General features: G+C 63.8%; 6 protein-coding genes, 3 rRNA genes and 3 pseudogenes. 10 read left to right on the forward strand and 2 right to left on the reverse strand.

Annotated features, from left to right (window positions below; genetic code table 11):
* Positions 1–17 precede the first annotated feature (17 nt).
* From argJ to tyrS, 7 genes and pseudogenes are all read left to right on the forward strand, one after another.
* Entirely contained in the window at positions 18–1,169 is a 1,152-nt protein-coding gene (argJ, locus tag G7085_RS19690; protein ID WP_197512175.1) for a bifunctional glutamate N-acetyltransferase/amino-acid acetyltransferase ArgJ, read from the forward strand.
* Positions 1,166–2,071, forward strand: coding sequence for an acetylglutamate kinase (gene argB, locus G7085_RS19695; RefSeq protein ID WP_331715816.1), 906 nt, complete (start codon positions 1,166–1,168; stop codon positions 2,069–2,071). The genes argJ and argB overlap by 4 nt, the downstream gene beginning before the upstream one ends.
* Positions 2,072–2,109: 38 nt before the next feature.
* Positions 2,110–3,239: pseudogene (locus G7085_RS19700) on the forward strand (acetylornithine transaminase).
* Entirely contained in the window at positions 3,232–3,648 is a 417-nt protein-coding gene (locus G7085_RS33360) for an arginine repressor (protein ID WP_331715817.1), read from the forward strand. Before G7085_RS19700 ends, G7085_RS33360 begins: the two are co-directional and overlap by 8 nt.
* A complete protein-coding gene (locus tag G7085_RS28015; RefSeq protein ID WP_331715818.1) occupies positions 3,593–3,724 on the forward strand; it encodes an arginine repressor in 132 nt (43 codons plus the stop codon). The genes G7085_RS33360 and G7085_RS28015 overlap by 56 nt, the downstream gene beginning before the upstream one ends.
* A 50-nt stretch (positions 3,725–3,774) precedes the next feature.
* Positions 3,775–5,149 (forward strand): annotated as a pseudogene (argH, locus tag G7085_RS19715) (argininosuccinate lyase).
* Between the two features lie 5 nt (positions 5,150–5,154).
* A pseudogene (gene tyrS / locus G7085_RS19720) lies at positions 5,155–6,407 on the forward strand (tyrosine--tRNA ligase).
* Positions 6,408–6,446: 39 nt separating this feature from the next.
* On the opposite strand, the gene G7085_RS31225 reads toward tyrS, so the two are convergent.
* Together G7085_RS31225 and G7085_RS33365 are read right to left on the reverse strand one after the other, a co-directional pair.
* Positions 6,447–6,743 carry a hypothetical protein gene (locus G7085_RS31225; RefSeq protein WP_197512176.1) on the reverse strand — a complete coding sequence of 99 codons (297 nt, stop codon included), beginning with the start codon at positions 6,741–6,743 and terminating at the stop codon, positions 6,447–6,449.
* The gene (locus tag G7085_RS33365; RefSeq protein WP_197512177.1) at positions 6,707–7,402 is read right to left on the reverse strand and encodes a CapA family protein; all 696 of its coding nucleotides are present in this window, start codon (positions 7,400–7,402) and stop codon (positions 6,707–6,709) included. The genes G7085_RS31225 and G7085_RS33365 overlap by 37 nt, the downstream gene beginning before the upstream one ends.
* Positions 7,403–8,462: 1,060 nt before the next feature.
* Between G7085_RS33365 and G7085_RS19735 the strand changes: the two genes are divergently transcribed.
* The 3 genes from G7085_RS19735 (at position 8,463) to rrf (ending at position 13,631) form a co-directional block, all read left to right on the forward strand.
* Positions 8,463–9,977 (forward strand): 16S ribosomal RNA (locus tag G7085_RS19735).
* 343 nt (positions 9,978–10,320) lie between these two features.
* Positions 10,321–13,403: ribosomal RNA gene (locus tag G7085_RS19740) — 23S ribosomal RNA — on the forward strand.
* 111 nt (positions 13,404–13,514) lie between these two features.
* Positions 13,515–13,631, forward strand: a 5S ribosomal RNA gene (gene rrf, locus G7085_RS19745).
* Together the 16S, 23S and 5S rRNA genes form the textbook arrangement of a ribosomal RNA operon.
* Positions 13,632–13,777 lie beyond the last annotated feature (146 nt).

The following is a 13,777-nucleotide window of genomic DNA, read 5'->3' on the forward strand; positions in this document are numbered from 1 at the left end:
ACCGTAGGAGTCGCGCCGTGAGCGTCACCACCCCCAAGGGATTCGAAGCAGCCGGCGTCACCGCGGGCCTCAAGGCCAGCGGTCGTCCCGACCTCGCCGTCGTCGTCAACCTCGGCCCCGACCAGGCGGCCGCCGCGGTGTTCACCACCAACCGCGTCTACGCCGCCCCGGTGAAGTGGTCCCGGGGCGCCGTCGCCGACGGCCAGCTCCAGGCGGTCGTCCTCAACTCGGGCGGCGCCAACGCCTGCACCGGGCCTGAGGGCTACGCCGACTCGGCGGCCACCGCCTCCCGGGTCGCCGCCCGGCTGGGGCTCATCATCGACAACGTCGCCGTTTGCTCCACGGGCCTGATCGGCGTCCGGCTTCCGATGGACAAGCTGCTGCCCGGCGTCGACGCGGCCTGCGATGCGCTCTCCGCCGAGGGCGGCCCGGCCGCGGCCGAGGCGATCATGACCACCGACACCGTCGCGAAGCAGTCGATCACCACCGGAGAGGGTTGGTCCGTCGGCGGCATGGCCAAGGGAGCAGGCATGCTCGCGCCCGGGCTCGCGACCATGCTCGTGGTGCTCACCACCGACGCGGTCGTCGACGCGGCCACCCTGGACGGCGCGCTGCGCGCGGCCACCGCCGTCAGCTTCGACCGGGCCGACTCCGACGGCTGCATGTCGACCAACGACACCGTCATCGCGATGTCGTCTGGCGCGAGCGGCGTCACGCCCGCCGTGGCCGACCTCCGTGCGGCCCTCACCGAGGTGTGCGTCGACCTGGCCCGCCAGCTGATCGCCGACGCCGAGGGCGCATCGCACGAGATCGCGATCGAGGTCGTCGGGGCCGCCTCCGTCCGCGATGCCGAGGTCGTCGGCCGGGAGATCGCCCGCTCCAACCTGTTCAAGTGCGCCGTGTTCGGCAACGACCCCAACTGGGGCCGGGTGCTTTCGGCCATCGGCGTCACCGACGCCGAGTTCCATCCCGACGAGCTCGACGTCTCGTTCAACGGTGTGACCGTGTGCCGCGGCGGCCAGATCGGCGAGGACCGCGCGCTCGTCGACATGACCGGCCGCCACGTGCTGGTCACGGTCGACCTCCACGCAGGCGCCGAGACCGCCACCATCCTGACCAACGACCTCACGTACGACTACGTGAAGGAGAACGCGGAGTATTCGTCGTGAGCCCCAGGACCATCACCCAGAGGCACCCCGAGCTGATCGCCAAGGCGAACACGCTCATCGAGGCGCTGCCCTGGCTCGCCGAGTACGCGGGTGAGACCGTCGTCATCAAGTACGGCGGCAACGCCATGACCGACGACGCCCTGAAGCGCGCCTTCGCCGAGGATGTGGTGTTCCTGCGCCGCGTCGGGCTGAAGCCCGTCGTCGTGCACGGCGGCGGCCCGCAGATCTCCTCCATGCTCGACAAGCTCGGCATCGACTCCGAGTTCCGCGGCGGCCTCCGCGTCACCACACCTGAGGCCATGGACGTCGTGCGGATGGTGCTCGTCGGCCAGGTCGGCCGGGAACTCGTCAACCTCATCAACCAGCACGGCCCGTTCGCCGTCGGGATGAGCGGCGAGGACGGCGGCCTGTTCACCGCGGAGCGGCGCGGACTCGTCGTCGACGACGAGGAGGTCGATCTGGGGCTGGTGGGCGACGTCCGGTCCGTCGATCCCCGTTCGCTGAACGACCTGATCGACGCGGGCCGCATTCCGGTCGTCGCGACGGTCGCTCCCGACACCAACGGCCTCGTGCACAACGTCAACGGGGACACGGCGGCCGCAGCGCTTGCCGTCGCGCTGAACGCCCGGCGCCTCGTGATGCTCACCAACGTCGCGGGCGTCTACGCCAACTATCCCGACGAGGAGTCGATCATCACGCAGATCTCGACCGGCGAGGTGCGGGAACTGCTGCCGAGCCTCGACGCCGGGATGATCCCGAAGATGGAGGCCTGCCTCAGCGCGGTCGAGGGCGGGGTCGCCTCGGCCACCGTCATCGACGGGCGGGTGCCGCACTGCCTGCTGCTCGAGATCTTCACCAACGAGGGTGTCGGCACCATGGTCACGAACGAGGAGGACGCATGAGCCAGGCCGATTTCCGGGCGCGCTACGACGCAGTCATGATGAACGCGTTCGGGGCCCCGAAGCGCGTCTTCGCCCGCGCTGAGGGCGTCCACCTCTGGGACGCCGACGGCAACCGCTACACCGACCTGCTCTCCGGGCTCGCCGTCACGGGGCTCGGACATGCCCACCCCGGCGTGACCGCCGCCATCACGGCGCAGCTGGGCGAACTGGGCCACGTTTCCAACTTCTTCGCGAGCATCCCCCAGATCCGGCTCGCCGAGCGGCTCGCCTCCTACACGGGCACGGCCGACGCGCGCGTCTTCTTCACCAACTCGGGCACCGAGGCCAATGAGGCCGCGTTCAAGCTCACCCGCCTCACCGGCCGCACCAGGGTCGTCGTGATGGACGGCTCGTTCCACGGCCGCACGATGGGTGCGCTGGCACTGACGTCGAACCCGAAGTACCGGGAGCCGTTCGAGCCGCTGCCCGGCGAGGTCGTGTTCGTGCCGTTCGGGGATGAGGCCGCGCTGCGGGCCGCCGTCGACACGACCACCGCGGCCATCCTGATCGAGACCGTGCAGGGCGAGAACGGCGTGGTGCCGGTGCCCCCGGCTTCCTCACCGCGGCGCGGGGCATCGCCGACGAGGCGGGGTCCCTGCTCTGGATAGACGAGGTACAGACCGGGCTCGGTCGCTGCGGCGAGTTCCTGGCGCACCGTGCCGATGGCGTGACCGCCGACCTCATCACGCTCGCGAAGGGTCTCGGCAACGGGTTCCCGGTCGGGGCCTGCATCGCGACGGGCCGGGCCGCAGGGCTCCTGCAGCCGGGCCAGCACGGCACCACCTTCGGCGGGAACCCGGTCGCTGCCGCCGCGGGCAACGCCGTCCTCGACGCCCTCGAGGGAGGCGTGCTGGACAATGCCCGCGCCACCGGCGCCTGGCTGGTCGACGCGCTCGTCGCGCTGGGACATCCGCAGATCGCCGAGGTGCGGGGGCGCGGCATGCTGCTCGGCGTGGTGCTGCGCGACGGGATCGCGGCGCCCGTGGCCGACGCGGCGCTGGACGCTGGCTGGGTGATCAATGCTCCGAGGCCCTCGGTGCTGCGCCTGGCGCCCCCACTCATCGCCACGCCCGCCGATCTCGAGGGCTTCGTGGCGGCGCTGCCCTCACTGCTGGACGCGCATGTCTAGCGTGCCGCGGGTCGGCAGGCTCGCGACGCTGCGCCAACTCCTCGGGGAGGCGCGCTACACGTCGCAGGCCGAGCTGATGGAGGCGCTCGCCGACCACGGCATCACGGTCAGCCAGCCGACGCTCTCGAAGGATCTGCTCGAGCTCGGGGCCGTCCGGCAGCGGGCGATCGGCGGCGCGCTGGTCTACGCCCGGCCGCCGAGGCGGGAGAGCAGGAGGCCACCGAGAAGCTGGCCAGGCTGTGTGTGGAACTGCTGCAGTCGATCCGGCATGCGGGGACGCAGATCCTCGTCAGGACGCCACCGGGGCGGCCCAGTATTTCGCGTCGTACCTCGATCTGGCCGGACTTCCCGGCGTGCTCGGTACGATCGCGGGCGACGACACCGTTCTGGTGATCGCGACAGACAATGAGGCTGCCAACGAGACGGTGGGCAGCATCTCCGAGATGACGAGGACCGGCAAGCCGGCGGTGAGGGAGCTTTCGTGAGCACAGGACGACTCTGGGGTGGCAGGTTCGAGGGTGGGCCGAGCGACGCGATGTTCGCGCTGTCCAAGTCGACACAGTTCGACTGGCGGCTCGCGCTCCACGACATCGCCGGGTCCCGGGCGCACGCCAGGGCACTCCACGCCGCGGGGCTCCTCGACGATGCGCAGGCGGCCGGAATGGACGCCGGTCTCGCCGAGCTGGCGCGTCGCGTCGAGACGGGCGAGTTCGTCGCCGACCCGACCGACGAGGACGTGCACGGAGCCCTCGAACGCGGCCTGAAGCTGATCGTCGGCGACGACCTCGGGGCCGGATCCGTGCGGGTCGCTCCCGCAACGACCAGATTGCGACGCTGATCCGCAGCTACCTCCGTGAGGAGATCCGGCTGATCGCCCAGGACGTGGACGCCGTCGTGGACGCGTTGGCCACGCAGGCGGAGACGCACCTCGGTGCCGTCATGCCCGGCCGCACGCACCTTCAGTCGGCGCAGCCGATCCTGCTCAGCCACCATCTGCTCGCGCACGCCTGGCCGCTCGTGCGTGACGTCGCGCGGCTCCGCGACCTCGACGCGCGCCTCGCCGTCAGCCCTACGGGTCGGCGGCGCTCGCGGGCACGTCGCTGGGGCTCGACCCCGAGCTGGTCGCCTCGGAACTCGGGTTCGCCGGCTCGGTGCCCAACTCCATCGACGGGACGGCGGCGCGCGACCTGATCGCGGAGGCCGCCTACGTGCTGGCGCAGATCGGTGTCGACCTGTCCCGCCTCAGCGAGGACGTCATCTTGTGGTGCACCGCAGAGTTCGGCTTCGCCACCCTGCACGACTCCTGGTCGACCGGCAGCTCGATCATGCCGCAGAAGAAGAACCCCGACGTGGCCGAACTGGCGCGCGGCAAGGCGGGCGGCTGATCGGCAACCTCACAGGTCTGCTCGCCACCCTGAAGGGGCTCCCGCTCGCGTACAACCGCGACCTGCAGGAGGACAAGGAGCCCATCTTCGACGGCATCGACCAGCTGCACGTGCTGCTGCCTGCCGTCGCGGGCATGGTCGCGACCCTCACCTTCCATGCCGACCGGATGGCCGAGGTCGCTCCGAGGGGCTTCTCGCTCGCCACCGACATCGCCGACCACCTGGTCCGTGAGGGGATCCCGTTCGCCGTGGCCCACGAGGTCGCGGGCGAGTCGGTGCGCTACTGCGAGGGCGTGGCATCACGCTGCAGGACCTCACGGCTGCCGACCTGCCCGCCATCTCCGGGCACCTCGACGAGGGCGTACTCGGGTCCTGACGGTGGACGGGTCGGTGGCCTCGCGCGACGGTCGCGGAGGCACCGCCCCGGTCCGCGTCGCCGAGCAGGCGGCCGAGTTGCGCGCCGTGTCGGCGGAGCTGCAGGGCTGGGCCCGGGATAGGGCGCCCGCCGCCCGACCGATATGCTGAACGGCGTGAACGCACTCCTTGAAGACCTCCAGTGGCGTGGGCTGATCGCCCACTCGACCGATCTTGACGCCCTCGGGCGCACCTGGACGAGGGGTCCGTCAAGTTCTATGTGGGCTTCGACCCGACGGCGCAGAGCGTCCACACCGGCAACCTCGTCCAGATCCTGCTCGCCAGGCGGCTGCAGGAGGCGGGCCACCAGCCGTTCCTGCTGGTCGGCGGTGCGACCGGCCTGATCGGCGATCCGAAGGAGTCGGGCGAGCGCGTCATGAACTCCAGGGAACTGGTGCACCAGTGGGTCGACAAGATCCGCTCGCAGGTCGGCGGCTACGTGTCCTTCGAGGGCGACAACGCCGCCACCATGGTCAACAACTACGACTGGACGTCACAGATCTCGGTCCTCGATTTCCTGCGCGATGTCGGCAAGCACTTCCCGGTCAACAGGATGCTGGCCCGCGACGTCGTGGCGCGCCGCCTCGAGGCGGGCATCTCCTACACCGAGTTCTCCTACGTGCTGCTCCAGTCGATGGACTACCGCGAGCTGAATCGCCGCCACGGCGTGACGATGCAGACCGGCGGCTCCGACCAGTGGGGCAACATCGCGGCCGGCGTCGAGCTGATCCGCCGCAGCGACCAGCGCAAGGTGCACGCCATGGCGACGCCGCTGCTGACGAAGGCTGACGGCACGAAGTTCGGGAAGACCGAGTCCGGTACGGTCTGGCTCGACCCGAGCCTCACCTCGCCCTACGCCATGTACCAGTTCTTCCTGAACGCCGAGGACGCGAAGGTCGTCGACTACCTGAAGGTGTTCTCGTTCCGCGGCCGTGAGGAGATCGAGGCCCTCGAGCAGGCGACCCTGGATGCCCCGTTCAAGCGTGAGGCGCAGCGGGCGTTGGCCGACGACGTGACCGAACTGGTGCACGGGGCGGCCGAACGCGATGCGGCCGTGGCGGCGGCCGGGGCCCTGTTCGGTCGCGGCGAGCTCGCCGAGCTGAGCGAGCAGACGCTCGCGGCCGTGGCGCGTGAGGTCGGCGGTGGCACGTTCGCCGCCGACTCGAGCGTCGTCGACGTCCTGGTTGCCGGCGGCGTCGTCGACTCGAAGGGGGCGGCACGACGCGCCGTCACCGAGGGTGGCGCCTACCTCAACAACCAGCGGGTCGAGGATCCTGACGCCGTGGTCGGCGCCGAGGATCTCCTGCACGGACGCTTCGCGGTCGTGCGGCGTGGACGCAGGACGGTCGGCGTCGCAGAGCGCGCCTGACGTCACCCGCGCTCGGTGAGCCCCTCCACCCGAGGGCGTTCACCGTGGCGCGCGTGCGGGCGGCCGATGCCCGCAGCTGGGCCTCGATGGGGAGCCGGCCCGCAGCTCGTCCGGGATCAGGTGGACCCGGGAGGGCAACCCTCCGCGTAGGGGCGTGATCATCGTCGGCGCGTACTCGGCCGCCGTCGCAGCGAAGGTGCCGTCCGGTTTCTCCGTGAACGTCACCTGCGCCATGAAGCCGTCGTAGGTCAGGGGCTTGGGCGGACCGCTCGCGCCGATCAGGTTGCCGGTGCCGTAGATCACCCACTTGCCGTTGACCCGGTCAACGGGCTGCACCACGTGGGCGTGCTGCCCGAAGACGAGGTCGACATCGGGGAGGCGGTCACCGCGGCGGCGAAGTCGCGCTGCTGGGCATTCAGACTGCTGGAGTACTCGACACCGGCGTGCATGTGCACCGCCACGATGTCGGCACCGGCCGCGCGGGCGCGTGCCGCGTCCGCGATGGCGTGATCGGCATCGAGCAGGTTGACCGCCCAGTCCCGCCCCTTCGGCTTCGGGAGACCGTTGAGCCCGAAGGTCTGGCTGATCACCGCGATCCGCACGCCCTGGTCGGTGGTGAAGATGACGGGGGTCGAGGCCGCCTCCTCGGAGGCGAAGCTACCGCTGGTGAGGATGCCGTTGGCGTGGTGCACCTCGATGGTCCTCACCAGGCCCTCCCAGCCGGCGTCCATCGTGTGGTTGGAGGCGGTCGTGCACAGGTCGAAGCCGGTCGCGGCGATGGCGGGCGCGATCTCCTGCGGCACCTGGAACAACGGATAGTTCCGGTACGGGCCGCCCTCCGGTGCGAACGGCAGCTCCGAGTGGCACACCCCGAGGTCCGCCGCGCTCACGTAGTCGCGGAGTCCCGCCAGCTGGGGAGCGAAGTCCATGTCGCCCTTCCCGTCGATCTTCGCCGACTGCCACAAGGTGTTGTGCCAGAGCAGGTCACCGCTCACGTTGATGGAGGCGGTACGTGGGACGAACGGCGAGGGTGTGGCGGTGGACGTGGGGGACGGCGCCGGCGCAGGGCTCGAGGCGGAGGAGGGAGCCTTCGAGGGCGGGCCGGTCGTCGGGCCGGCACATCCCCGGCGACCAGCGCCAGCAGGCCCACGCACAGGGGAACGACTCGTCTCATGAAAGACAACACTAGAGCGGCACGCGTGAGGGACCCGGTCGTGGCGCGTCGGCCGGGCGATCGCCGAGCGAGCTGGAGCCGCTTTTGCGCGATCGGTGAAGTGTGTGTAATGTTCTCCGAGCTGCCACGGCGAGCCGGACGAGAGATCGGACGGGCCTGGCGCCACCACCCATCTCAGAATCACGGACGAGTGTGTGTTCGACACGAACCCACTCAAGGCCCGTGAACGACGAGCATGGCCTGGAACAGCCGAGTTGATCGGCAGGGACGGGTTCGGTAGTGTTGATCGGGCCGCTTCGGCGGCCACCAACAACTCAACAGCGGACGGCCAGATCGGTCGGTTTGACAAGCCGAGAACGAACTGAGTACTGTTGGTCAGGTTGCGCCAAGCGCCTCCCCAACAGCGAAACACCTAGTCAACTAGGGTTTCGTAGCTACTCCGGGAAGTCTCAGCCACGTCGAAACGATTTGACAGGCCGGACGCCGGCAAGTAAGGTTGGACGAGTCGCCACGGCGACAACGCCAGCGAAACCCACGAGGAAAGCCCGGATTTGACCGGGACGGAACAACCGGGTAGAGTTGGTCGAGCTGCCCCGAGCGGAGAACGAGCGAGTAAGTCGCTGGTTGGATGTGAGGTGTGCACCCGAAACTTGAGAACTCAACAGCGTGCTTAAAGTCAATGCCAATTTATAATGCACATTTGCAGGCAGACGGTCTTTTGATTGTTTGTTTGTTGTGCGTCCCGTCCGCATGGATCCTTTCGGGGTTTGTGTGGCGGATTTCTTTGAGATTATTGATTGAAGTCCAGTTTTGGACTTTGTCAGTGGTCAGACTTGTTGACAGTTATTCGGCCTGGTTTTCTGGGTCGTGCTGATAATTTTTCAACGGAGAGTTTGATCCTGGCTCAGGACGAACGCTGGCGGCGTGCTTAACACATGCAAGTCGAACGGTAAGGCCCTTTCGGGGGCACACGAGTGGCGAACGGGTGAGTAACACGTGAGTAACCTGCCCTTGACTCTGGGATAACGCTTGGAAACGAGTGCTAATACCGGATATTCAGCCTTCCCTGCATGGGGTTGGTTGGAAAGCTCCGGCGGTCAAGGATGGACTCGCGGCCTATCAGCTTGTTGGTGAGGTAGTGGCTCACCAAGGCTTCGACGGGTAGCCGGCCTGAGAGGGCGACCGGCCACATTGGGACTGAGATACGGCCCAAACTCCTACGGGAGGCAGCAGTGGGAATATTGCACAATGGGCGGAAGCCTGATGCAGCAACGCCGCGTGCGGGATGACGGCCTTCGGGTTGTAAACCGCTTTCATCCATGACGAAGCGAGAGTGACGGTAGTGGAAGAAGAAGCACCGGCTAACTACGTGCCAGCAGCCGCGGTGATACGTAGGGTGCGAGCGTTGTCCGGATTTATTGGGCGTAAAGAGCTTGTAGGCGGTTTGTTGCGTCGGGAGTGAAAACTCAGGGCTTAACCCTGAGCCTGCTTCCGATACGGGCAGACTTGAGGAAGGTAGGGGAGATTGGAATTCCTGGTGAAGCGGTGGAATGCGTAGATATCAGGAGGAACACCAGTGGCGAAGGCGGATCTCTGGACCTTTCCTGACGCTGAGAAGCGAAAGCGTGGGAGCAAACAGGCTTAGATACCCTGGTAGTCCACGCCGTAAACGGTGGGTACTAGGTGTGGGGACATTCCACGTTCTCCGTGCCGCAGCTAACGCATTAAGTACCCCGCCTGGGGAGTACGGCCGCAAGGCTAAAACTCAAAGGAATTGACGGGGCCCCGCACAAGCGGCGGAGCATGCGGATTAATTCGATGCAACGCGAAGAACCTTACCTGGGTTTGACATATGCCGGAAACACCTAGAGATAGGTGCCCCTTTATGGTCGGTTTACAGGTGGTGCATGGCTGTCGTCAGCTCGTGTCGTGAGATGTTGGGTTAAGTCCCGCAACGAGCGCAACCCTCGTCCTATGTTGCCAGCGGGTAATGCCGGGGACTCATAGGAGACCGCCGGGGTCAACTCGGAGGAAGGTGGGGATGACGTCAAGTCATCATGCCCCTTATGTCCAGGGCTTCACGCATGCTACAATGGCCGGTACAAAGAGCTGCGAACCTGTAAGGGTGAGCGAATCTCAAAAAGCCGGTCTCAGTTCGGATTGGGGTCTGCAACTCGACCCATGAAGTCGGAGTCGCTAGTAATCGCAGATCAGCAACGCTGCGGTGAATACGTTCCCGGGCTTGTACACACCGCCCGTCAAGTCATGAAAGTCGGTAACACCCGAAGCCGGTGGCCTAACCCTTGTGGAGGGAGCCGTCGAAGGTGGGACCGGTAATTAGGACTAAGTCGTAACAAGGTAGCCGTACCGGAAGGTGCGGCTGGATCACCTCCTTTCTAAGGAGCTATTGGCAGGCGCCTCCTTTGTGGGGTGTTTGTTCATGTGGCCTGGTTCCAGGGCGAGTGTTCCTGGTCGGGCCGGCACCGGAAATGTGGAACATTGATGTTAAGTCATGCTGGTGTCTGCCGGTTAGTACAGCCTCTTTCGGGGGAGTGGAAAGTCTGGTGGGTGTCTGGTGTGGCCTGAGCACGCTGTTGGGTCCTGAGGGGTCGGTTGCCTTTTGGGGTGACGCTCTCTAGCGGATCAGTGTCTGATGTGGCCCGGTTGGGTTGTGTTGGGTCTGAGCCCGCCCGTATCTTGAGAACTTCACAGTGGACGCGAGCATCTTTGTAGTAATTTTAACAAGCTACTAAGTGCGATCGGTGGATGCCTTGGCACCAAGAGCCGATGAAGGACGTTGTAACCTGCGATAAGCCACGGGGAGCTGGTAAACGAGCTTTGATCCGTGGATTTCCGAATAGGGAAACCTTGAAATACCGGAGTCATGTCCGGCAACCTCTGCCTGAATATATAGGGCAGTTGGAGGGAACGTGGGGAAGTGAAACATCTCAGTACCCACAGGAAGAGAAAACAATAGTGATTCCGTCAGTAGTGGCGAGCGAACGCGGAAGAGGCCAAACCTCACTTGTGTGATAGCTGACAGGCGTTGCAAGTGGGGTGTTGTGGGGCCGCCTGGGCTGCGCTGTCGAGCAGTCAGAGAGTAAAAAATGATCAGTGAAGTCGAAGTATGCGGAAAGCTACAGCATAGAAGGTAATACTCCTGTAGACGTAAGTTGATCACTCTTTGGCGTTACCCCAAGTAGCACGGAACCCTGAAATTCCGTGTGAATCTGGCGGGACCATCCGCTAAGCCTAAATACTCCTTGGTGACCGATAGCGGACAAGTACCGTGAGGGAAAGGTGAAAAGTACCCGGGAGGGGAGTGAAATAGTACCTGAAACCGATCGCATACAATCCGTCGGAGCCTTCCTTTTTGGGGGTGACGGCGTGCCTTTTGAAGAATGAGCCTGCGAGTTAGTGGTATGTGGCAAGGTTAACCCGTGTGGGGTAGCCGTAGCGAAAGCGAGTCCTAATAGGGCGTTTGAGTCGCATGCTCTAGACCCGAAGCGGAGTGATCTATCCATGGCCAGGTTGAAGCGACGGTAAGACGTCGTGGAGGACCGAACTCACTTGGGTTGAAAACCGAGGAGATGAGCTGTGGATAGGGGTGAAAGGCCAATCAAACTCCGTGATAGCTGGTTCTCCCCGAAATGCATTTAGGTGCAGCGTCGCGTGTTTCTTACCGGAGGTAGAGCACTGGATGGTCTAGGGGCCCACAAGCTTACCGAAATCAGCCAAACTCCGAATGCCGGTAAGTGAGAGCGCGGCAGTGAGACAGTGGGGGATAAGCTTCATTGTCGAGAGGGAAACAGCCCAGATCATCAGCTAAGGCCCTAAGCGTTAACTAAGTGGAAAAGGATGTGGAGTTGCGGAGACAACCAGGAGGTTGGCTTGGAAGCAGCCACCCTTGAAAGAGTGCGTAATAGCTCACTGGTCAAGTGATTCTGCGCCGACAATTTAGCGGGGCTCAAGTTAACCGCCGAAGCTATGGCATTCACACATGTGACGGTAACGTCGTGTGGATGGGTAGGGAGCGTCGTGTGCACGTTGAAGCGGCGGGGTGACCCAGCCGTGGAGAGCACACGAGTGAGAATGCAGGCATGAGTAGCGAAAGACGGGTGAGAAACCCGTCCGCCGAATATCCAAGGGTTCCAGGGTCAAGCTAATCTGCCCTGGGTAAGTCGGGACCTAAGGCGAGGCCGACAGGCGTAGTCGATGGACAACGGGTTGATATTCCCGTACCGGCGAAATATCGTCCGTGCTGAGGCGAGTGATGCTAAACATGCAAGGTCTGGTGATGTCTTCGGATGGATCCTGACTGAGTCTGTGACCCAATCTTGTATTAGGCAAGCTGCGGAGGGACGCAGGAAGGTAGCTCTTCCGGTTATGGTTATACCGGGTCAAGTGTGTAGGGCGAGACGTAGGCAAATCCGCGTTTCATTGAGCCTGAGACATGACGTGTCGGCGGTCTACGGACCGTCGTTAGAGTGATCCTATGCTGCCTAGAAAATCTTCGTGAGCGAGATATTAGCCGCCCGTACCCCAAACCGACACAGGTGGATAGGTAGAGAATACCAAGGCGATCGAGAGAATCGTGGTGAAGGAACTCGGCAAAATACCCCGTAACTTCGGGATAAGGGGACCTGATACGTATAGCATTTACTGTGAAAGCGTTGAGGGTCGCAGAGACCAGGCCCAAGCGACTGTTTACTAAAAACACAGGTCCGTGCTAAGTCGAAAGACGATGTATACGGACTGACTCCTGCCCGGTGCTGGAAGGTTAAGGGGAAGGGTTAGCTTCGGCGAAGCCTTGAACTTAAGCCCCAGTAAACGGCGGTGGTAACTATAACCATCCTAAGGTAGCGAAATTCCTTGTCGGGTAAGTTCCGACCTGCACGAATGGAGTAACGATTTGGGCGCTGTCTCCACCACGAACTCGGCGAAATTGCATTACGAGTAAAGATGCTCGTTACGCGCAGCAGGACGGAAAGACCCGGGACCTTTACTATAGTTTGGTATTGGTGATCGGTGTGACTTGTGTAGGATAGGTGGGAGACTTTGAAGCTTGGACGCCAGTTCAGGTGGAGTCATCGTTGAAATACCACTCTGGTCACTCTGGTTATCTAACCTAGGTCCATTATCTGGATCAGGGACAGTGCCTGATGGGTAGTTTGACTGGGGCGGTCGCCTCCTAAAAGGTAACGGAGGCGCCCAAAGGTTCCTCAGCCTGGTTGGCAATCAGGTTTTGAGTGTAAGTGCACAAGGGAGCTTGACTGCGAGAGAGACATCTCGAGCAGGGACGAAAGTCGGGACTAGTGATCTTCTGGTGGCACATGGAAGCGCCAGGACTCAACGGATAAAAGGTACCCGGGATAACAGGCTGATCTTGCCCGAGCGTCCATAGCGACGGCATGGTTTGGCACCTCGATGTCGGCTCGTCGCATCCTGGGGCTGGAGTCGGTCCCAAGGGTTGGGCTGTTCGCCCATTAAAGCGGCACGCGAGCTGGGTTTAGAACGTCGTGAGACAGTTCGGTCCCTATCCGCTGCGCGCGTAGGAGTCTTGAGAAGAGCTGTCCTTAGTACGAGAGGACCGGGACGGACTAACCTCTGGTGTGCCAGTTGTTTACCAAAAGCACGGCTGGTTGGCTACGTTGGGAAGTGATAACCGCTGAAAGCATCTAAGCGGGAAGCACGCTTCAAGATGAGGGCTCCCACAGAATAATCTGGTAAGGCCCCTGTAGACCACAGGGTTGATAGGTCGGATGTGGAAGTGCAGTAATGCATGGAGCTGACCGATACTAATAGGCCGAGGGCTTGTTTTTTACTACAAAGATGCTACGCGTCCACTGTGAAGTTCCCGAGGTACGGTCGGGAGCACGCTTCATAATTGAAGAATGATTGAAGTTTGTGCCCTGACGCTATCTCTATAGTGTTTCGGTGGCCATAGCGAGAGGGAAACACCCGGTCCCATCCCGAACCCGGAAGTTAAGCCTCTCAGCGCCGATGGTACTGCAGCGGGGACGCTGTGGGAGACTAGGACGCCGCCGGACTTCTTTTGAAAACCCCCGAACTTGTTCGGGGGTTTTCGTATTTTCAGGGGCTTTTCTTCCCTTTCGAGACGGTGCTGCGGTGTGGATGTCAACCATGGGGCGCCGCGGAGAGCCTGGGGCATCGGCGGCGGGCCGGCGCCGGGGGC

The organism is Tessaracoccus coleopterorum, from assembly GCF_011174705.1.
Taxonomy (GTDB): Bacteria; Actinomycetota; Actinomycetes; order Propionibacteriales; family Propionibacteriaceae; genus Arachnia; species Arachnia coleopterorum.